We start from the raw sequence: 20,312 nt of genomic DNA, 5'->3' as shown, positions 1-20,312 counted from the left end.
GCTCGGCTATCATTCCGCACTGATTCCTTGATGACGGCGCCCGCGCGCCGCCGGATTGCCGTGCCGACGTCTGCCTTGCCTGTTACACCCTCGATGCGCGTGGACCTTTGCGTCCATCACGAGCGCCTGCGCTGATGGCGATCCGTCAGCTCCCCGAAATCCTGATCAACCAGATTGCCGCCGGCGAAGTCGTCGAGCGCCCTGCGTCGGTGGTCAAGGAACTGGTCGAAAACGCACTCGATGCCGGCGCCACCCGCGTGGATATCGAGCTGGAAGAGGGCGGCGTGCGGCTGATCCGCATCCGCGACAACGGCGGCGGCATCACTCCCGACGAACTGCCGCTGGCGGTGTCGCGGCATGCCACCAGCAAGATCGCATCGCTGGACGATCTGGAGACCGTGGCCACGCTAGGCTTTCGTGGCGAAGCGTTGCCGTCGATCGCCTCGGTCAGCCGTTTCACCCTGATCTCGCGCCGCCACGATGCCGAACATGGCTCCGCGCTGGAGATCGACGGTGGCCGACTGGGCGAGGTGATGCCACGTGCACACGCGCCCGGCACCACGGTCGAAGTGCGCGAACTGTTCTTCAACGTGCCGGCGCGGCGCAAGTTCCTGCGTGCCGAGCGCACCGAGCTGGGGCATATCGAAGAGTGGCTGCGTTCGTTGGCGTTGGCGCGGCCCGATGTGGAGTTGCGGGTTTCGCACAACGGCAAACCCTCGCGTCGCTACAAGCCGGGCGATCTGTATTCGGATGCGCGTCTGGGTGAAACCCTGGGCGAGGATTTCGCACGGCAGGCCTTGCGTGTCGATCACAGTGGCGCCGGCCTGCGGCTGCATGGCTGGGTCGCGCAGCCGCATTACTCGCGCGCCAGTACCGACCAGCAGTATCTCTACGTCAACGGCCGCTCGGTGCGCGATCGCAGCGTCGCGCACGCGGTCAAGATGGCCTATGGCGATGTGCTGTTCCATGGCCGCCAGCCGGCCTACGTGCTGTTCCTGGAGCTGGATCCGGCGCGCGTGGACGTCAACGTGCATCCGGCCAAGCACGAGGTGCGTTTCCGCGAGGCGCGGCTGATCCACGACTTCGTCTACCGCACCTTGCAGGACGCGCTGGCGCAGACGCGCGCCGGCGCGATGCCCAACAGCAGCGCTACGGAAGGCACTGGCGATGCCGGCGCGGTGCCGGGGAGCATGCTCGATCGTCCAGGCTACGGAAGCGGAAGCAGTCGTGGCGGCGGTGGTGCCGGCTACGGCCAGTGGACGCCATCGCAGACCCCGCTGGGCCTGCGCGTGGATGAGGCGCGTGCGGCCTACAGCGCGCTGTATGCGCCGCCGCCCAGCGGCGCGCAGCAGCAGTCGGCACGCTTGCCCGAGGGCTCGGGAATGGGCCTGCCGGCGACTGCCGCAGACAGCGGCGTGCCGCCGCTGGGCTATGCCGTGGCGCAGTTGCACGGCATCTACATCCTGGCCGAGAACGCCGAAGGCCTGATCGTGGTGGACATGCATGCCGCGCACGAACGCATCGGCTACGAGCGGCTCAAGAACGCGCACGACAGCATCGGCCTGCACGCGCAACCGCTGTTGGTGCCGATGACGCTGGCGGTGGGCGAGCGCGAGGCCGACACCGCCGAGCGCGAAGCCGACACGCTGGCCAGCCTGGGCTTCGAGGTCACCCGCGCCGGCCCGCAATCGCTGCACGTGCGCAGCATTCCCGCATTGCTTGCCAACGCCGATCCCGAGGCACTGTTGCGCGATGTGCTCGGCGACCTGCGCGAACATGGCCAGAGCCGGCGCATTGCCGGGGCGCGCGACGAGCTGCTCTCCACCATGGCGTGCCACGGCGCGGTGCGCGCGAACCGGCGCCTGACCTTGCCGGAAATGAACGCACTGCTGCGCGATATGGAAATCACCGAGCGCTCGGGCCAATGCAACCATGGTCGGCCGACCTGGGCACGGTTTACGCTGGGCGAAATCGATCGCTGGTTCCTGAGGGGGCGCTGATGGCTGCATTGCACAGGGGGAACCGCTGGCTGCTCGGCATGCTGGTGTGTGCGGCGCTGGCCGGCTGCGGCAAGGACGCACCGCCGCCGGCGGCACCGGCCGCACTCGACAAGGCCTTCCTGGCCGACAACGCGGCCTGGCGCGAAGCGCGCCTGACCGAGCTGCGCGCGCCCGATGGCTGGACCAGCCTGGTCGGCCTGCACTGGCTGTCGCTGAAGGCGCACTACATCGGCAGCAGTGCCGACAGTGGCATCAGGCTGGCGGTCGGGCCGCCCAAGCTGGGCATGGTCGCCACCGAGGCCGACACGGTCTGTTTCGTGCCCGAGCGCGGCGCGGCCTTGAGCGTCGATGGCAAGCCGCTGACCGGCCGGATCCGCTTCCAGTCCGATCGCGACCCGCAGCCGACCTTCATCCATTTCGATGGCGGCAAGGGCGTGTTGAGCCTGATCCATCGCGGCGACCGCAACGCGCTGCGGGTCAAGCATGCCGACGCGCCGTCGCGCAGCCACTTCGCCGGGCTGGAGTACTGGCCGGCCGATCCGTCCTGGCGCATCAGCGCACGCTATGTGCCCAACGATGTCGGCAAGACCATTCCGATCGTGGACATCGTCGGCATCAGCAGCGAACAGCCCAATGCCGGGGCCATCGCCTTCGAGCGCGATGGCAAGGCATATCGGCTGCAGACCATCGGCGAACCGGGGCGGCCGATGTTCGTGGTGTTCGCCGACCGCACCAGCGGGCACGGCAGCTATCCGGCCGGGCGCTTCCTGGATCTGGACGTGCCCGACGCCTCCGGGCATGTGATCGTGGATTTCAACCGTGCCTACAACCCGCCGTGCGCGTTCACTCCGTTTGCGACCTGTCCGCTGCCGCCGCCGGAGAACCGCATCGACCTGGCGGTATCGGCAGGCGAGAAAACCTACAAAGTGCCGCACTGACGTGGAGACAGCGACGTGGTAGAGGCAAGCATGCGCACCCGGCTGGCCGCCTGGTGCTGCGGCGCGGTGATCGCGCTGGGGCTGTGGGGCGGGGCAGCCGCGCCGACCTGGGCACGTACCGGCCACGACACGCCTGCCGGTCCGCCGGTGCCGTTGTTGTGGAAGGTCGATGGCAAGGGCGGCACGCTGTATCTGCTGGGCTCGTTCCATGTGCTCAAGCCCAGCGATTACCCCTTGTCGCCGGATGTGATGCAGGCATTTGCCAAGGCCGACCGGTTGGTGTTCGAACTACCGCCGTCCGATGCGCAATCGCCCGAACTGGCCGGCCGCATGCTGCAGGCGGCGCGGCGCAGCGACGGACGTCGCCTGCAGGACGTACTCGATCCAAAGACCTGGCAGGCGCTGACCAGCTACGCACGCAAGCGCGGGATGCAGGTGGACAGCTTGCAGCCACTGGAACCCTGGTTCGTGGCGTTGACGATCAGCCTGGCGGAGATGAGCCGGCAAGGCATGGATCCGGCTGCCGGCCTGGACCATTACCTGATGGCGCAGGCGCAAGCCCAGGGTAAACCGGCCGATGGGCTGGAGCGCGCCCAGGAGCAGATTGCTTTGCTCGACGGGATGTCGCCCACCGAGCAGCATCAGCTGCTGGAAGAGGCGCTGGACGCCGCAGGCACCACCGATCAGCTGCGTCAGTTGCACGCGGCCTGGCGCAATGGCGATGTGCACACCCTGTCCACGCAGATGGCCGAGCAGATGCGGCAGCACTATCCGGCGCTGTACCAGGACATCAATGTCGAGCGCAATGCGCGCTGGGTGCCGCGGCTGGAACAGCGGCTCGGCAAAGGGAGCGGGACCACGCTGGTGGTGGTCGGTGCGCTGCATCTGCTGGGAAGCGATGGAGTGGTCGAGCGCCTGCGCGCGCGTGGGTACCACGTGGAGCGGATCTGCGCGGCCTGCGCGGAGCAGGCCGGCCGCTGACTGGCGGCGCCGTGGAGCGTCTCACGCTCCAGGCGCCGCGCTTGCGTCATCCGCGGTTGCGGGCCTTGCCGGTGGTGCCGGCGCTACCGGCGGCAGTGCCGTGGGTGCCGGTGCCCATCGGGCCGCTGCCCATGCCGCTCGCCCCCGGCGGCGGCGTACCAGGGCCGCCCGGACGCCCGAAACCGGCGCCGAAGTTGCGCTGGAACTCCTGCCACAACTCCAGGTTGCGCTCGGTCAGCTGGTTCATCATCGCCCACGGGGTCTGCCCGAGCAGGTTGCCCATCTGCTGGCGGAACTGCTGCTGCTGATCCAGGAACACCTGCATGCTGCGCTCCAGGTAGTTGCCCATGAAGCCCTGCAGCGAGTCGCCGTAGAAACGGATGATCTGGCTCAGCAGCTGGGTCGACAGCATCGGCTCGCCGTCCTGTTCACGGTCGGCAATGATCTGTAGCAAGACGGCGCGACTGAGGTCTTCACCGCTCTTGGCGTCGCGTACTTCGAATTCTTCGCCGTCGATGATGAGCTGGCGCACATCTTCGATGGTGATGTAGCTGGAGATTTCCGTGTCGTAGAGACGGCGATTGGGATACTTCTTGATGATGCGAAGTCCGGCCATGGAACGTTCACTCACAACGATAGTGCGCGCAGGATGGCGCACCGCAGCAGCCCTTGCAACCGCCGCAAGGCCTTATTTTCTTAAGCGCACACCAAAAAAATGCTGCGCAGCATGATTTTCAAGGGATTTTCATGCTGCATCGCGAAGTTGCAGCAAACGTTACCAGCCCATGTGGTGGCCGCCATTGATATCCAGATTGGAGCCCGTGATCCAGGCGGCCTCTTCCGCCACCAGGAAGGCCACCGCATAGGCGATTTCCTCCGGGCGGCCCAGGCGGCCGGTAGGGATGTCGGCGACGATCTTGGCGCGCACCTCTTCCGGGACCGCCATCACCATGTCGGTGGCCACATATCCCGGCGACACTGTATTGACGGTCACCCCGAACGCGGCATTTTCGCGTGCCAGCGAGATGGTGAAGCCGTGCATGCCGGCCTTGGCGGCCGCGTAGTTGGCCTGCCCGTACTGGCCCTTCAGGCCGTTGATCGAGCTGATCTGGATCACCCGTCCCCAGCCGCGCTGGCGCATGCCTTCGATCACCGGACGGGTGACGTTGAAGACCGAGTTGAGATTGGTGTTGATGACGTCATGCCATTGTTCGGCGGTCATGCGATGGAAGGTGGTGTCGCGGGTGATGCCGGCGTTGTTGACCAGAATTTCGATCGGCCCAAGCGCTGCCTGGACTTCTTCGACCAGGGCGCGCGCATGCTCGGAAGACGCCACGTCGCCGCGGAACAGGGCGATGTCGTAGCCCTGGGTCTGCATGCGCTGCTGCCAGGCCTGGGCTTTTTCGGCATTGCGGAAGTTGCTGGCCACCCGGTGGCCCTGGTCGGCCAGGCGCTTGCAGATGGCGGTGCCGATACCGCCGGTGCCGCCGGTGACCAATACGACGCGAGATGTCATGACGACTCCAATGGACAGGATAAGACGATGGCGGTCAGGGCACAGGCGCGCTGCCTGGCCCGACGCCGGTGCTGGGGCGCAATTTTAGTCACGCCGGGGCGGTGATGCGCGTCCGTTGGCATCCAGATGCAGCTGCCGGGGCAACCGCTGCGGCAAAAAATGCTGCACCGCATGCTGCAGCACGGTGTCGAGCGCGGCACGGTGCGGCAATGCCGCCGGATCCTGTCCCAGGACCGCCCAGGCGGCGTGCAGCGCCGGTTGTGGGTCCGCATCGTCCAGCGCGGGCGCGGCGTGCGACTTGGACAGCTTGCGGCCGGCGTGGTCCAGGATCAGCGGCAGGTGCAGATAGCGTGGCTGCGGCAGGCCCAGCGCGCGCTGCAGCAGCAACTGACGTGGGGTGGAGTCGAGCAGGTCGGCGCCGCGCACGACATCGGTGATGGCCTGCGCGGCATCGTCGACCACCACCACCAGCTGGTACGCCCAGTAGCCATCGGCGCGGCGCAGCACCACGTCGCCGACATCGGCATGCACGTCCTGCACAATGTGGCCCTGCAGCGCGTCGTCGAAGCCGACCGGTGGCTGTGGCGGCACCCGCAGGCGTACCGCGCGGCGGGCACTCAGCGGCGCCACGCAGGCATGGTGGATGCCGCCCATGCCGGCAAGATCGGCGCGGCTGCAACTGCATTCGAAGGCCAGTCCCGCCTCCAGCAAGCGGGTGACGGCGGCGTCGTAGTGCGCGTGGCGGTCGGATTGATATAGCACCGGCAGGTCCGGGCGCAGGCCAAAGGCGGCCAGGGTGCGCAGTTGACGTTCGCAGGCGCCGGGCTCGGCGCGCGGTGGATCGATGTCTTCGACGCGCACGCACCACTGACCACCGGCGTGCCGCGCGAGCAGCCAGCTGCCGAATGCCGCCAGCAGGGAGCCGAAGTGCAGCGGGCCGGTCGGGGAGGGCGCGAAGCGGCCGCGGTAGAGGAGGGCTGGCATGATCGGCTGAATCGTCGGTCAGGTGATCGCTTGATTTCAAGCGCTGACGACCGCAGATCCGCTGCAGGTCATCCTGCTTGCGTGGAGTCATCGCACCATGTTCAACCGCATTTTCCTGTTCCTGCTGACCAATTTTGCGGTGTTGATGCTGGCCGGCATCGTGATGTCGGTCGCGGGCGTCAATCCCGCGCGGATGAGCGGCCTGCTGGTGATGGCGGCCGTGTTCGGGTTCGGCGGCTCGTTCATCTCGTTGCTGCTGTCCAAGTTCATGGCCAAGCGCAGCACCGGTGCGCAGGTGATCACCGAGCCACGCACGCCGACCGAGCGCTGGTTGCTGGAGACGGTGCGCCGTCAGGCCCAGGCGGCCGGCATCGGCATGCCGGAGGTGGCGGTTTACGACGGCCCGGAAATCAATGCCTTCGCCACGGGCGCCAACCGAAACAACGCGCTGGTCGCGGTGTCCACCGGGCTGCTGCAGAACATGAGCCAGGACGAGGCCGAGGCGGTGCTGGGCCATGAAATCGCACATGTCGCCAATGGCGACATGGTCACCATGGCCTTGCTGCAAGGCGTGCTCAATACTTTCGTGATCGTGCTGGCACGCGTGGTCGGCGGCATCATCGACAGTGCCATGTCGGGCAACCGCGATGGTGGCCGTGGCTTTGCCTACTACATCATCGTGTTCGTGCTGGAGATGGTGTTCGGCCTGTTCGCGACGATGATCGCGATGTGGTTCTCGCGTCGCCGCGAATTCCGCGCCGATGCCGGTGGTGCGCAGCTGGCGGGTCGCGGCAAGATGATTGCCGCACTGGAGCGCCTGTCGCTGAACCACGGCCAGAGCACCTTGCCCTCGCAGGTGCAGGCCTTCGGCATCTCCGGCGGTGTGGGCGACGGGCTGCGCCGGCTGTTCCTGAGCCACCCGCCGCTGGCCGAGCGCATCGCCGCGTTGCGTGCCGCCAACGGTGCGGCGATGTAAGACGGCCTTGCCAGATGCCCGCGTGGCGCATTGGTTCACGCCAGCCAACAAAAAACCCGCAGCACGCGGGTTTTTTGTTGGCTGGCGCGAGGTGCCAGCGATGCGATGCGGCTGCAGGCCTCAGCCGAACTCGTAGTTCATCAACGGCCCGGTCGGTGCGACGAAATCGCCTTGCACATAGTCCACCCCCGCGCTGAAGAAGCTGCTCATCGACTGCGCATCGGCCACGAACTCGGCCACGGTGAGGATGCCGGCCGGCTGCGCGCGCGAGGTGATCTCGCGGATCTTTTCCTGGCTTTCGCGGGCCGAGGCCACTTCGCCGGTGATGCCGCGATCGAGCTTGAGGAAGGCCGGCTGGAAATGCGCCAGCAGCTGGAACGAATCCAGGCCCGAGCCGAACTGTTCCAGCCCGACCTTGCAGCCCATCGCCGACACCGCCGCCAGGAACTGCTGGGCGTTGCGCAGGTGCGTGAACACCTTCGATTCCGGCGTCTGCAACCACAGCCGTTCGCCCGGCACGCCATACACGGCCAGCTGCTCGCGGATGATGTCGACCATCTGCGGATCGGAAAACGAGTTGGGCCCGATGCGTACCAGCAGGTGCGTGGCGTGTCCCGCACGCTGCCGCTCGCCAAGCTGGCGGATCGCGCGCGCCACCACCCAGCGGTCGATCTCGGTGATCAGATCGTGTTCTTCGGCGATCGCCATGAAGGCGTTCGGCGACATCATCTCGCCGTTGCGCTCCAGCCGCAGGAAGACCTGATACAGCTCCAGCGGCTCGCCCTGCAGGTTGAGCACCGGCTGGTAATGCAGCAGGAAGCCGTCGCCGGCCAGTGCCTCGCGCAGCTGTTGCACCCAGCGTTCGATGCGTTCCTCTTCGGCCCGGTCGGCCGCTGCCGGGTCGTAGATGCTGACTGCATTGCCGCCCAGCTCGGCGGTGGTGCGTACCGCCTCGGTACCGCGGTTGAGCACCTGCCCGATGCTGGCGATCTTCTCGCCGATCTGCACGCCGCCGATGCTCACCGTCACCGTGGCCGAGCGCGCGCCAATGCTGAAGACGTGCTGCGCGAACGCGTCGCGCACCAGTTCCGCCAATGCGTGCGTGCGCGCGTAATTGCCGTCCATCAGCAACGCGAAGCTGTGCTCGCCGAAACGCGCGGCGACCACGCTGTCATCGGTCACGCTGGCCACATGCGCGGCCAGGGCGGCGATCAGCGCGTCGGCCGAATCCAGGCCGATCTCGGGCAGCAGGCGCGCGTAATGGTCGGGCTCGATCAGCAGGAAGCCGGACTGGCCTTCGCTGCGGCCGGCGCGCGCCACCGCCTGTTCCAGCGCCACCATGAAGGCGGGGCGGTTGAGCAGGCCGGTGACCTGGTCGCGCTGACGCAGGTCCTCGACCTCGCGCGCCAGCTCCGGGTCGAATTCCTCGCGGCGGCGGAACACCACCTGGATGCACGGCTCGCCTTCATACGTGGCGGTGGCGAACTCCATCGTCGCCGGGAAGGTGTCGCCTTCCAGCCGGCGCGCGTCAACCTTGTACTGCGCCGGCGGCGGCTCGCCCTTGGACATCGCCTTGAGCAACTGCTTGAAGTCGTCGACGTACTGCGCGGCGATCATGTCCAGCAGCGACACGCCCTCGACATCGTCGAACGACTCGAAGCCGAACATGTCCAGGTACGCCTCGTTGGCACGGATATGCATGCCTTCGTGCACATAGGCAATCGGGTCGCGCGAGGAGGCGATCAAGGCATCGCAGCGCCGTTCGGTTTCGCGCATCTGCGCCTCGATGCGGCGCAGCCCGCGGCGTGCCTGCAGGTCGGCCCATTCCGAGCGCACCAGCGCCAGCAGGTGTTCGGGGCGATGACGCAGCACGATGGCGCGGATGCCATGCGCGGCGGCCTCGACCAGCGCGTCTTCCTCGATCCGCTCGGCCAGCAGGATGATCGGGATGTCCTTGCCGCTGCCGGCGATCTGCTGCTGCAACACACTCATCGGGATCTGCAGCGCCTGCCCGTACAGGGCCAGGTCGATCTGCCCCGACAGCATGCCGGCGAGCTCTTCCGGGGTCTGCGGTCGCGATGGGCGCACCGCGATGCCGCCGTTGCGCAACGCGGTCACGATCGCCTCTGCGCCTTCGACGCTGTCGTCGACCATCATCAAGCGGAGGGTGAGATCTTTACCTTTTTGCATGCGCGTTTCCCTGGCGACGGGCTTTAATATACGAAGGAACTCGACTGCGTCCATGTCTGTGGACAAGGCCGCATCCGGGGTGAGACTCAGGCCATGTTTCCGCCTGGGGACGTCGCATCAGGCTACGCTCCCGGCAGCGTGACCGGACGCCCATGCCCATTGAAAGTTGTAGCCGCCCAGCCATCCGGTCACATCCAGCACCTCGCCGACGAAGTACAGGCCGGCCACCAGGCGCGACTCCATGCTCGCACTGGAGACCTGGTGGGTATCGACACCGCCCAGCGTTACTTCAGCGGTGCGATAGCCTTCGGTTCCACTGGCGATCAGCGGAAAGGCGGCCAGCAGGTCGGCGGCGGCCTGCAACTGCGGCGGGTCGAGCTGGCGGACCGGCTTGTCCGGCAACCACACCTCGCACAGGCGCTGGGCAAACCGCCGTGGCAGCACGTCGGCCAGCACGTTGCGCAGCTCGGTGGCGCCCCGCTGGCGTTTTTGTTCGCGCAGCCACGCCGCGGCGTCCTGGCCCGGCAGCAGGTCCAGGCGCAGCTCGTCGCCGGGTTGCCAGTACGAGGAGATCTGCAGGATGGCCGGGCCGCTGACGCCGCGATGGGTGATCAGCATGAAGTTGCGGAAGCTGGCGCCGTTGCACTGCGCCTGGACCGGCACCGCCAGCCCGGACAGATCCTGCAGCCGCTCCTGGTGCTTGCCGCTCAAGGTCAGCGGCACCAGCCCGGCGCGCGTCGGCAACAGCGTGTGGCCGAACTGCTGGGCCAGCGCGTAACCGAAGCCGCTGGCGCCCATGCTCGGGATCGACAGCCCGCCGGTGGCCACGATCAGCGACTGCGCCTGCACGCGTCCCTGGCTGGTCTCCACGGTGAAGCCATCGCTGTCACGCTGCACCGAATGCACCTTGCAGTCGGTACGCACCTGCACGCCGGCCGCGTCGCATTCGTCCAGCAGCATGCGCACGATCTGCTTGGACGAGATATCGCAGAACAGCTGGCCCAGCTCTTTCTCGTGATAGGCGATGCCGTGGCGCTCGACCATCTCCACGAAATCCAGCGGGCTGTAGCGGGCGAGGGCGGACTTGCAGAAGTGGCGGTTGGCCGAGAGGAAGTTGCCCGGGGCGGTGCCGGTATTGGTGAAGTTGCAGCGCCCGCCACCGGACATCAGGATCTTCTTGCCGACCTTGTTGGCATGGTCGATCACCAGCACCTGGCGGCCGCGCCGGCCGGCGGTGAAGGCGCTCATCAGTCCGGCCGCGCCGGCACCGACGACCAGCACGTCGCAACGCGTGCTCATTCGGCCGGAGCTTGCCGCACCATCGGGGTCAGGGTGACGCTGCCGTGGTCGGCCAGCATCTGCACCTCGCCGTCCTGGATGATCACATCGAAGCGCATGCCGCGCTGGATCAGCGCGCCCAGCGCCTCGGTGGCCTGCGACTCCAGTTCGAGCACCCGCAGGTTGCGGTGCCGGCCCAGCGCGTTGGCGTGCTTCTTCCACCAGGTTTCGGTGGCCTGGCCGCCGTAGCCGATCACCACCACCTCGCGCGAGCGGTTGCAGGCCTTGCGCACGCGGCTCTCGTCCGGCTGGCCGAGGTCGATCCACAGGTCCGGGTCGCCGGTGTAGTCGCGCCGCCACAGGTCGGGTTCGTCCTCGTTGCTGAGGCCGCGGCCGAATTCCAGGCGGTCGTCGGCAAACAGCGCGAACGCCAGCAGCCGCACCATCAGGCGTTCGTCGGTTTCGGAGGGGTGCTGGGCCAGGGTCAACGAATGGTTGGCGTAGTAGCCACGGTCCATGTCGCTGATCTGGAGTTCCGCCCTGCGGACGGTGGCGGTAAGGGCCATCAGGATGCCGGTTGCAAAGGGCGCCCATGATACGCCCCCGCTGCAACCCCAGCGTGCGGCGCTCAGCTGCGCGCCACCTCGGCCAGCCAGCGGTCCAGCTGGGCGGCAAATGCCTGACGGTCGCGCGGATGCAGGGCCGCAGGCCCGCCAGTGACGACGCCGGCGCCGCGCAGTTCTTCCAGAAAACCGCGTACCGACAGGCGCTCGTTGATGCTGTCGCTGGTAAACGGCTCGCCACGCGGGCTGACGGCGGCCGCGCCGGCCTGCAGGACGCGGGCAGCCAGCGGGATGTCCTGGGTGACGACCAGGTCGCCCGCAGCCACCCGTCCGGCAATGAGGTCGTCGGCCGCGTCCGGCCCTCCGGGGACCTGCAGCGCACGCACATGCGCCAGGCGAGGGGTCTGCAGGAAATGATTGGCGACCAGTGTCACGGCCGCGCCGGTCCGTGCGGCAGCGCGGAAAAGAATGTCGCGAATGACTGCCGGGCAGGCGTCGGCATCGACCCAGATCTGCGGGCGGGACGGCAGGGGAGGCGTATTCATGTGCTGAAATCGGGAGGGAAAGGGCCTGACAGGTGGTCGGATCCAGCCTGACAGTAAAAAATTTGACGCAGGGTGTCGCTTTTTGCTGGGAACACGAGTACTGTGCACGCACTGTGTTTGCAAGGGTCACCGTGAATCGTGGCCTGATGCAGCCGGATCGTTACAGATCTCGCTTCATCGTTCCGCTTTACCAACGCCTGCAACTCAGTCTCAGCTCCGGCTTTTCGGACGCTGCGATTTATCCATCTATAGTTCAGGAGTTTGTAAATGTCAGATCGTCAGAGCGGTACCGTGAAGTGGTTCAACGATGCCAAGGGCTTCGGCTTCATCACCCCGGAAAGCGGCCCGGACCTGTTCGTGCACTTCCGTGCCATCCAGGGCACCGGCTTCAAGTCGCTGCAGGAAGGCCAGAAGGTGACCTTCGTCGCCGTGCAGGGCCAGAAGGGCATGCAGGCTGACCAGGTGCAGGCGGTCTAATCCGTCTGCAACCGTAAGGTTGCCAAAACGCCGGTCGCGCAAGCGACCGGCGTTTTTTATTGGGCGCAATCTGATCGATGCGCCAGAGCCGGGCAGACCGACCCGCGCAGGTGAGCGCAGCGACGACACGCGGCTCGGTAGCATAGGTGCTTTCCGCGCGCAGTCACTGCCATGATCACTGTTCACCATCTCAACAATTCCCGTTCCCAGCGCGTGCTGTGGCTGCTGGAAGAACTGGCGCTGCCGTACCAGATCGTCCGGCATGAGCGCGATCCCAAGACCATGCTGGCACCGGCGGCCTTGCGTGCCATTCATCCGCTCGGCAAGTCGCCCATCGTCGTCGACGGCGATCTGACCGTGGCCGAGTCCGGCGCGATCCTGGAGTACCTGACCGAACGCTACGACACCGAGTGCGTCTTGTCGCCGTCGCCGCGCCCGCTGGAGTCGCCGGAGCGCCTGGAATTCCGCTACTGGATGCATTACGCCGAAGGCTCGGCGATGCCGCCGTTGCTGATGACCCTGATCTTCGGGCGCATTCGCAGTGCGCCGATGCCGTTCTTCGCCAAGCCGATCGCACGCGCCATCGTGGACAAGGCGATGGCGGGCTTTGTCGGTCCGCAGCTCAAGCTGCACCTGGACTGGATGGAGCAGTCGCTACAGGCACGCAAGTGGTTTGCCGGCGAGCGTTTCACTGCGGCCGACATCCAGATGAGTTTCCCGGTGCAGGCGGCTGCTGCACGCGGCGGCGGCCTGGAGAGCTATCCACGCCTGCGTGCCTTTCTCGCGCGCATCGAAGCGCGCCCGGCATATCAGGCCGCGTTGAAGAAGGGCGGCCCGTTCGCGCTGATGGGGCGCAAGCCGGCCGGGTGACATTGCGGTCGCCGTGTCGACCGTGCGCCCACAGAAGCTGCAGGTCACCGTGCCTTGACGGTGTCCTGCCAGGGTTGGGGACTCCCGACTCCCGGCTCCCCAATCCGTTACCGCCCCATCACGGCGCCTGACACTGCCGCAGGAACTGCAGCGTGTCGCGCAGCACCGGCGAGCGCTCGGGCGATTTGCGCAGTGCCAGCACCAGGCCGAGATGGCCCATGCCCGGGTAGATCTTCAACACGGCCGTGCCGCCCGTGCGTTGCAGAGCCTGCTGCAACGAGGTGCTGTTCTGCAGCTCGACCACGTGGTCGGCATCGCCGTGCAGCAACAGCATCGGCGGTTCGTCGCCGCCAACGAAGTGCACCGGCTGCGACTGCTGTTGCGTCTGCGGCGCCTTGCCGAAGATCTCCACCAGTTCCGGGTCGCTGGTGGGCAGGAAATCGTACGGCCCGGCCAGCCCCACCACCCCGCACAGCTGGCGGGGCTGCATGTCCTGCGTCTGCAGCCAGCGCGCATCGGTACCCAGGAGCGCAGCCATATGCGCACCGGCGGAGTGGCCCATCACCGCCAGGCGCGTCGGGTCGCCGCCATAGGCGTGGGCATGCCGATAGCCCCAGCCGGTGGCAGCGGCGGCATCGGACATGAAGCCTTGCGGCCCCACCTGCGGATACTTGCGATAGTCGGCCACCATCGCCACCACGCCCTGGCGCGCGAGTGCACGCCCGACCCAGCGATAGTTGGCGCGCGTTCCGCGCTTCCAGGTGCCGCCATAGAAGAACACCACCACCGGTGCATCCACCGCGCCACGCGGCTGGTAGACGTCCAGTGCCAGATCATGCGCCGCATCGAACACCTGGTCGCGATGCTCGACGATGCCGTCTCGGCTGGATGCGGCGTTGATGCCACCGAAGAACACGCTGCTGCAGGCGGTCAGCGTCAGCGAACCGAGCAACAGGAGGGCGGGGCGAAACCAGCGATAAGCGCGCGAAGGCATGGGCGATGTCTGTCGAAGGGCAGGGAGGAATAACGCTGTGGTTGTCGCCAGCATGTGCAGGACGAGTCCGCTTGCTGGCGGCCAGCTGATCGAAGATACGGTACGTGCGCGAAGCCGGATGCGTGGTTGCCCATGCGAAGTTCATTGTCGTTGGCCTACGCTGGCAGCCATGACGACCCTGCAATTTGACAACCGCCTGCGCCAGCAGCTGCCTGGTGATCCGGAACAAGGTCCACGCCGCCGCGAAGTGCGCGCCGCATGGTCGGCGGTGGCGCCGACACCGGTCGCCGCGCCGCGCCTGTTGGCGTATTCGGCAGATGTCGCGCAACGGCTGGGGCTGGACGCCGCGGAGATCGGCAGCGCGCACTTTGCCGAGGTGTTTGCCGGCAATGCGGTGTTTCCGGGCATGCAGCCATGGGCGGTCAATTATGGCGGCCACCAGTTCGGGCATTGGGCCGGCCAGCTGGGCGATGGCCGGGCGATTTCGCTGGGCGAGGCGATCGGGGTCGATGGCGGCCGCTACGAGCTGCAGCTCAAGGGCGCCGGCCCGACGCCCTATTCGCGCGGGGCCGATGGCCGGGCGGTGCTGCGCTCGTCGATTCGCGAATTCCTGTGCAGCGAAGCGATGCATCATCTGGGTGTGCCGACCACACGCGCGCTGAGTCTGGTCACCACCGGCGATGCGGTGGTGCGCGACATGTTCTACGACGGCCGGCCGCAGCGCGAACCGGGCGCGATCGTGTGTCGGGTGGCGCCCTCGTTCATCCGCTTCGGCAATTTCGAGTTGCCCGGTGCGCGCGGCGATCTTGCGCTGCTGCGGCAATGGGTGGATTTCACCATCGCACGCGATTTCCCGCAGCTGGAAGGTGCCGGTGAGGCGTTGTACGCGGCATGGTTCGCGCAGGTCTGCGAGCGTACGGCAGTGATGGTGGCGCACTGGATGCGGGTGGGCTTCGTGCACGGGGTGATGAATACCGACAACATGTCGATCCTGGGATTGACCATCGATTACGGCCCCTATGGCTGGGTCGACGACTACGACCCGGACTGGACGCCAAACACCACCGACGCGCAGGGGCGTCGCTATCGCTTTGGCACCCAGCCTCAGGTCGCCTATTGGAACCTGGGGCGCCTGGCCCAGGCGCTGGCGCCGCTGTTTGCCGACCAGGCGCGGTTGCAGCAGGGCCTGGACCGCTTCCGCGATACCTACCTGGCCTGCGACCGCCACGACACCGCTGCCAAACTGGGCCTGGCCGACTGCCGCGACGAGGATCTGCAGTTGATCGATGCGCTGCGCGCGCTGATGCTCGACGCCGAGATGGACATGACGCTGACATTCCGCGGCCTGATCGCGTTCGCGCAGGAAAATCCTGATCCGGATCTATTGCACGAGGCGTTCTACGACCAGGACAAGCGCCTCGCGCATGCCGTGCCATTGCAGGCATGGCTGCAGCGCTACGCGGCGCGGCTGCGCCAGGACACGCTGTCGCCGGAGCAGCGACGCGAACGCATGCGCCTGGCCAACCCGCGTTATGTGCTGCGCAACTACCTGGCGCAGCAGGCGATCGATCTGGCCGAGCAGGGCGATGCGTCGGGCGTGCAGGAATTGCTGGAGGTCGTGCGCCGGCCCTACGACGACCAGCCGGGCCGCGACGCGTTTGCCGCGCGGCGGCCGGACTGGGCGCGCGACCGCGCCGGTTGCTCGATGCTGTCGTGCAGTTCCTGACGCGCTCAGATGCAGGTATGTCGTAAACCCAGCGTCGTCAGGCCGCGCAGCCTAGAATAGGGGCATCCCCACCGGCCCTGATGCCACTGCCACCATGACTGACTGCACCCGTTGCGCCGGCACCCATTCTTCCGGACCCAATCAATGGTCCGAGCGAATCCGCGACATCGCCGATTTTCCCAAGCCGGGCATCGTCTTCAAGGACATCACGCCGCTGCTGTCCGACGGCCCGGATTTCGCTTCCGCGCTGGACGAAATGGCGCAGCCCTGGCGCACCACGCCGCTGGATGCGGTGCTGGGCATCGAAGCGCGCGGTTTCATCCTGGGAGCAGCCCTGGCGCGCGAACTGCGCACCGGCTTCGTGCCGGTACGCAAGCCCGGCAAGCTGCCCGGGCGGACGCTGATCCAGGAATATGCGCTGGAATACGGTACCGATCGCATCGAGATGCACGAGGATGCGTTGCCGCGCGGTGCCCGTGTCTTGATCGTCGACGACGTGCTGGCCACCGGCGGTACGCTGCGCGCGGCCTTGGGTCTGGCCGCACAGCTGGAACTGGAAGTGGTCGGCGCGGCGGTGCTGGTCGAGCTGCTGGCGCTGCAGGGCCGTGAGAAGTGGGCCAATGACGTGCCGCTGCTGGCAACGCTGAGCTATTGATCCAGGCCTCTTTCCGACTGCGCGTCTCGCTGCTCTGACGGCCTGCAAACCGGCGCAACGGTCGTGCCGCCGTGTGCAGATCGCCCATGTGCGCCAGCGTGCGCATCCCTGTGGATCCCGCGGCGGGTGCTGTCGCCGCCGCTCGATCGATTGGTCGGCAGGAGTTCTGCCGCAGCTTGGTTACAGCTTGCTGACCCGGAACCGGCGGCCCTTGATCTTGCCCGCATGCAGATGCGCCAGTGCCTTGGCGACGTGCGCGCGGGCGATGGCGACATAGGAGCGCGTGGGGTAGATGGCGATCTTGCCGATCGCCGCGCCCGAGAGCCCGGCTTCGCCGGTCAGTGCGCCGAGGATGTCGCCGGCACGCAGCTTGTCGGTCTTGCCGCCATCGATGCGCAGCGTGGTCATGGCCGCCTGCGGCATCTGCGCGGGGCGGGCGGTGGCCAGCGGTGCGCGCGACCAGGTCAGCGGCTGGCCTTGTTCGGCTTCCAGCGCCTGCGCGCGGCCGGTCTCGCGCGAGGCCACCAGGCTGAGCGCCAACCCTCGCTTGCCGGCGCGTGCGGTACGGCCAATGCGGTGGCGGTAGGTCTCGGTATCGGTGGGCAGCTCGTAGTTGACCACGGCCGACAGGTCTTCCACGTCCAGCCCGCGTGCGGCCACGTCGCTGGCCACCAGCACGTTGCAGCTGCGGTTGACGAAGCGCACCAGCACTTCGTCACGGTCGCGCTGTTCCATGTCGCCATGCAGCGCGAGCGCTGAAAAGCCGAACTCCTGCAGCGAGCCGGCCACTTCGTCCACTTCCTTGCGGGTATTGCAGAACACCACGCTGGATTCGGGATTGAAGCGCAGCAGCAGGCCGGCGACGGCCTTCTGCCGGTAGGTCGGGTCGACCTCGAAGAATTGCTGGTCGATTTCCGGCGCGTTGTCGGCGCCTTCGACGGTGATTTCGATCGGGTCCTTCAGGATCTCGCGCGCCAGCGTGCGGATGATGTCCGGGAAGGTAGCCGAGAACAGCAGGCTCTGGCGGTGCTTGTCGCAGCGGCTGGCGATCTCGCGGATGGGTTCCTCGAAGCCCATGTCGAGCATGCGGTCGGCCTCGTCCAGCACCAGCGTGCGCACGCCGCCCAGATGCAGGGCGCGCTTGCGGGCCAGTTCCTGGATGCGGCCGGGCGTGCCGACCACCACTTGCGGGTCATGCGCTTCCAGCGATGCCAGTTGCGGGCCCAGCGGCATGCCGCCGGTGAGCACCACCAGCTTCATGTTGGGGATGCCGGTGGCCAGCTTGCGCAGCTGCTTGCCGACCTGGTCGGCCAGTTCGCGGGTGGGACAGAGTACCAGCGCCTGCGCACGGGTCACTGCCGGATCGAGCTTTTGCAGCAGGCCCAGCCCGAAGGCGGCGGTCTTGCCGCTGCCGGTCGGCGCCTGGGCGATGACGTCCAGCCCCTGCAGGATTGGCGGCAGGCTCTGTGCCTGGATGGGAGTGAGGACGGTGTAGCCAAGGGCGTCGATGCCGGGGGCCAGGGCCGGCGACAGCGGCAGCGCGGAGAATTCGTTCATGACGCATTTTAGCCCGGGATTGGGCATTGGGGATTCGGGATTCGTCACCGCGACAGCCCGCGCTCCTGCCAATCCCGAATCCCCAATCACCAATCCCGTACAATTGGTCCATGCCTTTAATCACTCTGCAAAGCGTCGACTACAGCGTCGGCGGCCCCTTGTTGCTGGAAAAAACCGACCTCACGATCGAGCCGGGCGAGCGTATCGCCCTGATCGGCCGTAACGGCGCCGGCAAATCGACCTTGATGAAACTGATTGCCGGCGAGCTCAAGCCCGACGACGGCGAAGTGCGCGTGCAACAAGGCGTGCGTATCGCGCGGCTGGAGCAGGAAGTGCCGCAGGGCACCGGCGGCAGCGTGTTCGATGTGGTGGCCGACGGCCTGGGCGAGCTGGGTCATTGGCTGGCCGAGTTCCATCAGCTCAGCCATGCCGAGGTGTTCGATGCCGATGCGTTCGGCAAGGTGCAGGCCAAGATCGATGCAGCCGAAGGCTGGGCGCTGGATCAGCGCGTCAGCGAAACGCTGACCAAGCTGGAACTGGACGGCGATGCGGAGTTTGCGCGGCTGTCCGGCGGCATGAAGCGGCGCGTGCTGCTGGCGCGCTCGCTGGTGTCCTCGCCGGATGTGCTGCTGCTGGACGAGCCGACCAACCATCTGGACATCGAAGCCATCGACTGGCTGGAGTCGTTCCTGAAGAACTGGAACGGCAGCGTGCTGTTCGTCACCCATGACCGGCGCTTCCTGCGTGCGCTGGCCACCCGCATCGTCGAGATCGATCGTGGCCAGGTCACCAGCTGGCCGGGCGACTGGGCCAATTACGAGCGCCGCCGCGAAGAGCGGCTCAATGCGCAGGCGCAGGAAAATGCGCGCTTCGACAAGATGCTGGCGCAGGAAGAGATCTGGATCCGCCAGGGCATCAAGGCGCGGCGCACCCGCGACGAAGGCCGCGTGCGGCGTCTGGAATCGATGCGCAACGAGCGTGTGCAACGCCGCGACCTGACCGGCAACGTGCGCATGGAAGTCTCGCAGGGCGAGTCCTCCGGCAAGAAGGTGATCGAGGCCAAGGAGGTCGGCTTCGCATTCGGTACGCGCACGATGGTCAAGGATTTTTCGACCATCATCCAGCGTGGCGACCGCATCGGTCTGATCGGTCCCAACGGCAGCGGCAAGACCACCTTGCTCAAGCTGTTGCTGGGCGATCTGCAGGCGCAGCACGGCGAGATCCGCATCGGCACCAATCTGCAGATCGCCTACTTCGACCAATACCGTTCCACGCTGCGCGAGGACTGGAGCGCGATCGAGAACGTGGCCGAAGGCCGCGATTTCATCGAGATCAACGGCAAGCGCAAGCATGTACATGCGTATCTGCAGGACTTTTTGTTCACGCCCGAGCGCGCCCGTGCGCCGATCACCCGGCTGTCCGGTGGCGAGCGCAATCGGCTGCTGCTGGCACGCCTGTTCGCGCAGCCGTCCAACCTGCTGGTGATGGACGAACCGACCAACGATCTGGACGTGGAAACGCTGGAACTGCTGGAAGAGCTGCTCGGCGAGTACACCGGCACCTTGTTGCTGGTCAGCCACGACCGCGACTTCCTCGACAACGTGGTGACCTCCACCTTGGTGATGGAAGGCGAGGGCCTGATCGGCGATTACGTCGGCGGGTACAGCGATTCGTTGCGTCAGCGTCGCACCCCTGCACCCAACGCGATGGCGGTTGCCAAGGCATCGGCAACGGCGGCGGCGACCACGCCGGTGGCGGCTGTGGTGCCGGCCGATGCCGCGCCCAAGCGCAAGCTCAGCTACAAGGACGCGCGTGAGCTGGAGCAGTTGCCGGCGTTGATCGAAACCCTGGAGCAGCAGGTCACGGCACTGACCGAGGCCATGAACGACCCGGCCTTCTATCAGCGCGACAGTGCGGCGATGGCCGCGCATACCGCCGCATTGGGCGCCGCGCAGGCGCAGCTGGATGCGGCGTTCGCGCGCTGGAGCGAACTGGATGGTTGACGATCGGGCCGGCGCGCGACTGCATGCCGGCCCTGTGGAGGTGCGGTGCCGATAGCTGG

The 20,312-nt window shown here is 66.9% G+C and carries 18 protein-coding genes; 9 read left to right on the top strand and 9 right to left on the bottom strand.

The genetic code is table 11. The features are described from left to right. Positions 1 to 134: 134 nt before the first annotated feature. From mutL to EO170_RS18750, 3 genes are read left to right on the top strand one after another with little or no spacing between them, the layout of a single operon-like run. Positions 135 to 2,000, top strand: a complete 1,866-nt coding sequence (gene mutL, locus EO170_RS18760; protein WP_126947314.1) for a DNA mismatch repair endonuclease MutL — start codon at positions 135 to 137, stop codon at positions 1,998 to 2,000. Then, the gene (locus EO170_RS18755) at positions 2,000 to 2,938 is read left to right on the top strand and encodes a DUF1684 domain-containing protein (protein WP_164741099.1); all 939 of its coding nucleotides are present in this window, start codon (positions 2,000 to 2,002) and stop codon (positions 2,936 to 2,938) included. The genes mutL and EO170_RS18755 overlap by 1 nt, the downstream gene beginning before the upstream one ends. 30 nt (positions 2,939 to 2,968) lie before the next feature. Further along, entirely contained in the window at positions 2,969 to 3,919 is a 951-nt protein-coding gene (locus EO170_RS18750; protein ID WP_126947311.1) for a TraB/GumN family protein, read from the top strand. Between the two features lie 46 nt (positions 3,920 to 3,965). On the opposite strand, the gene phaR is transcribed toward EO170_RS18750, so the two are convergent. The 3 genes from phaR to gluQRS form a co-directional block, all read right to left on the bottom strand. Continuing rightward, positions 3,966 to 4,535, bottom strand: coding sequence for a polyhydroxyalkanoate synthesis repressor PhaR (gene phaR, locus EO170_RS18745; protein WP_104582180.1), 570 nt, complete (start codon positions 4,533 to 4,535; stop codon positions 3,966 to 3,968). Between the two features lie 159 nt (positions 4,536 to 4,694). After that, on the bottom strand, positions 4,695 to 5,435 hold the full coding sequence (locus EO170_RS18740) for a beta-ketoacyl-ACP reductase (RefSeq protein WP_126947308.1): 741 nt from the start codon (positions 5,433 to 5,435) through the stop codon (positions 4,695 to 4,697). Between the two features lie 84 nt (positions 5,436 to 5,519). Continuing rightward, positions 5,520 to 6,419 (bottom strand): tRNA glutamyl-Q(34) synthetase GluQRS, encoded by a 900-nt coding sequence (gene gluQRS, locus EO170_RS18735; RefSeq protein ID WP_126947305.1) that lies wholly within the window; start codon positions 6,417 to 6,419, stop codon positions 5,520 to 5,522. Positions 6,420 to 6,516: 97 nt separating this feature from the next. Here gluQRS and htpX point away from each other — a divergent pair, with 97 nt between their 5' ends. Further along, the gene (htpX, locus tag EO170_RS18730) at positions 6,517 to 7,395 is read left to right on the top strand and encodes a protease HtpX (protein ID WP_126947302.1); all 879 of its coding nucleotides are present in this window, start codon (positions 6,517 to 6,519) and stop codon (positions 7,393 to 7,395) included. A 120-nt stretch (positions 7,396 to 7,515) separates the two neighbouring features. Here htpX and EO170_RS18725 read toward each other — a convergent pair whose 3' ends face one another. The 4 genes from EO170_RS18725 to EO170_RS18710 form a co-directional block, all read right to left on the bottom strand. Then, positions 7,516 to 9,585 carry an EAL domain-containing protein gene (locus tag EO170_RS18725; RefSeq protein ID WP_126947299.1) on the bottom strand — a complete coding sequence of 690 codons (2,070 nt, stop codon included), beginning with the start codon at positions 9,583 to 9,585 and terminating at the stop codon, positions 7,516 to 7,518. A 117-nt stretch (positions 9,586 to 9,702) separates the two neighbouring features. Further along, positions 9,703 to 10,884, bottom strand: coding sequence for an NAD(P)/FAD-dependent oxidoreductase (locus EO170_RS18720; RefSeq protein ID WP_104582184.1), 1,182 nt, complete (start codon positions 10,882 to 10,884; stop codon positions 9,703 to 9,705). Beyond that, complete coding sequence (locus EO170_RS18715) at positions 10,881 to 11,429, bottom strand: YaeQ family protein (RefSeq protein ID WP_104582185.1); 549 nt, start codon at positions 11,427 to 11,429, stop codon at positions 10,881 to 10,883. The genes EO170_RS18720 and EO170_RS18715 overlap by 4 nt, the downstream gene beginning before the upstream one ends. A 62-nt stretch (positions 11,430 to 11,491) precedes the next feature. Continuing rightward, positions 11,492 to 11,971: a YaiI/YqxD family protein gene (locus EO170_RS18710; RefSeq protein ID WP_115676884.1), complete on the bottom strand. Its 480-nt coding sequence runs from the start codon at positions 11,969 to 11,971 to the stop codon at positions 11,492 to 11,494. Between the two features lie 267 nt (positions 11,972 to 12,238). Between EO170_RS18710 and EO170_RS18705 the strand changes: the two genes are divergently transcribed. Together EO170_RS18705 and EO170_RS18700 are read left to right on the top strand one after the other, a co-directional pair. Next, positions 12,239 to 12,448 carry a cold-shock protein gene (locus EO170_RS18705; RefSeq protein WP_006451993.1) on the top strand — a complete coding sequence of 70 codons (210 nt, stop codon included), beginning with the start codon at positions 12,239 to 12,241 and terminating at the stop codon, positions 12,446 to 12,448. A gap of 171 nt (positions 12,449 to 12,619) precedes the next feature. Then, positions 12,620 to 13,318, top strand: a complete 699-nt coding sequence (locus EO170_RS18700) for a glutathione S-transferase (RefSeq protein WP_126947296.1) — start codon at positions 12,620 to 12,622, stop codon at positions 13,316 to 13,318. Between the two features lie 118 nt (positions 13,319 to 13,436). Here EO170_RS18700 and EO170_RS18695 read toward each other — a convergent pair whose 3' ends face one another. Further along, positions 13,437 to 14,312 (bottom strand): alpha/beta hydrolase, encoded by an 876-nt coding sequence (locus tag EO170_RS18695; protein WP_126947293.1) that lies wholly within the window; start codon positions 14,310 to 14,312, stop codon positions 13,437 to 13,439. Between the two features lie 169 nt (positions 14,313 to 14,481). On the opposite strand from EO170_RS18695, the gene EO170_RS18690 reads away from it, so the two are divergent. Next, entirely contained in the window at positions 14,482 to 16,038 is a 1,557-nt protein-coding gene (locus EO170_RS18690; RefSeq protein ID WP_126947290.1) for a YdiU family protein, read from the top strand. A 94-nt stretch (positions 16,039 to 16,132) separates the two neighbouring features. Further along, positions 16,133 to 16,693: an adenine phosphoribosyltransferase gene (locus EO170_RS18685; protein WP_104582190.1), complete on the top strand. Its 561-nt coding sequence runs from the start codon at positions 16,133 to 16,135 to the stop codon at positions 16,691 to 16,693. A 180-nt stretch (positions 16,694 to 16,873) separates the two neighbouring features. Here EO170_RS18685 and dbpA read toward each other — a convergent pair whose 3' ends face one another. Next, positions 16,874 to 18,250: an ATP-dependent RNA helicase DbpA gene (dbpA, locus tag EO170_RS18680; RefSeq protein WP_126947287.1), complete on the bottom strand. Its 1,377-nt coding sequence runs from the start codon at positions 18,248 to 18,250 to the stop codon at positions 16,874 to 16,876. 110 nt (positions 18,251 to 18,360) lie between these two features. Here dbpA and EO170_RS18675 point away from each other — a divergent pair, with 110 nt between their 5' ends. Next, complete coding sequence (locus EO170_RS18675; protein ID WP_126947284.1) at positions 18,361 to 20,253, top strand: ATP-binding cassette domain-containing protein; 1,893 nt, start codon at positions 18,361 to 18,363, stop codon at positions 20,251 to 20,253. The last annotated feature ends 59 nt before the right edge of the window (positions 20,254 to 20,312 follow it).

Origin of the sequence: Xanthomonas sp. BRIP62409, from assembly GCF_003992965.1 — a bacterium.
Lineage (GTDB): Bacteria > Pseudomonadota > Gammaproteobacteria > Xanthomonadales > Xanthomonadaceae > Xanthomonas > Xanthomonas euroxanthea.
The sequence above is the reverse complement of the archived record's forward strand: the minus strand, read 5'-3'. Positions and strand labels throughout refer to the sequence as shown.

What these genes read in the sequence shown, in the direction of transcription:
- EO170_RS18690 (WP_126947290.1), top strand. Translation starts at nt 14,482, where the DNA reads ATGACGACCCTGCAATTTGACAACCGCCTGCGCCAGCAGCTGCCTGGT.
- EO170_RS18725 (WP_126947299.1), bottom strand. Translation starts at nt 9,585, where the DNA reads ATGCAAAAAGGTAAAGATCTCACCCTCCGCTTGATGATGGTCGACGAC.
- EO170_RS18710 (WP_115676884.1), bottom strand. Translation starts at nt 11,971, where the DNA reads ATGAATACGCCTCCCCTGCCGTCCCGCCCGCAGATCTGGGTCGATGCC.
- dbpA (WP_126947287.1), bottom strand. Translation starts at nt 18,250, where the DNA reads ATGAACGAATTCTCCGCGCTGCCGCTGTCGCCGGCCCTGGCCCCCGGC.
- EO170_RS18700 (WP_126947296.1), top strand. Translation starts at nt 12,620, where the DNA reads ATGATCACTGTTCACCATCTCAACAATTCCCGTTCCCAGCGCGTGCTG.
- EO170_RS18695 (WP_126947293.1), bottom strand. Translation starts at nt 14,312, where the DNA reads ATGCCTTCGCGCGCTTATCGCTGGTTTCGCCCCGCCCTCCTGTTGCTC.
- mutL (WP_126947314.1), top strand. Translation starts at nt 135, where the DNA reads ATGGCGATCCGTCAGCTCCCCGAAATCCTGATCAACCAGATTGCCGCC.
- gluQRS (WP_126947305.1), bottom strand. Translation starts at nt 6,419, where the DNA reads ATGCCAGCCCTCCTCTACCGCGGCCGCTTCGCGCCCTCCCCGACCGGC.
- phaR (WP_104582180.1), bottom strand. Translation starts at nt 4,535, where the DNA reads ATGGCCGGACTTCGCATCATCAAGAAGTATCCCAATCGCCGTCTCTAC.
- EO170_RS18740 (WP_126947308.1), bottom strand. Translation starts at nt 5,435, where the DNA reads ATGACATCTCGCGTCGTATTGGTCACCGGCGGCACCGGCGGTATCGGC.
- EO170_RS18705 (WP_006451993.1), top strand. Translation starts at nt 12,239, where the DNA reads ATGTCAGATCGTCAGAGCGGTACCGTGAAGTGGTTCAACGATGCCAAG.
- EO170_RS18750 (WP_126947311.1), top strand. Translation starts at nt 2,969, where the DNA reads ATGCGCACCCGGCTGGCCGCCTGGTGCTGCGGCGCGGTGATCGCGCTG.
- EO170_RS18720 (WP_104582184.1), bottom strand. Translation starts at nt 10,884, where the DNA reads ATGAGCACGCGTTGCGACGTGCTGGTCGTCGGTGCCGGCGCGGCCGGA.
- EO170_RS18755 (WP_164741099.1), top strand. Translation starts at nt 2,000, where the DNA reads ATGGCTGCATTGCACAGGGGGAACCGCTGGCTGCTCGGCATGCTGGTG.
- EO170_RS18675 (WP_126947284.1), top strand. Translation starts at nt 18,361, where the DNA reads ATGCCTTTAATCACTCTGCAAAGCGTCGACTACAGCGTCGGCGGCCCC.
- htpX (WP_126947302.1), top strand. Translation starts at nt 6,517, where the DNA reads ATGTTCAACCGCATTTTCCTGTTCCTGCTGACCAATTTTGCGGTGTTG.
- EO170_RS18685 (WP_104582190.1), top strand. Translation starts at nt 16,133, where the DNA reads ATGACTGACTGCACCCGTTGCGCCGGCACCCATTCTTCCGGACCCAAT.
- EO170_RS18715 (WP_104582185.1), bottom strand. Translation starts at nt 11,429, where the DNA reads ATGGCCCTTACCGCCACCGTCCGCAGGGCGGAACTCCAGATCAGCGAC.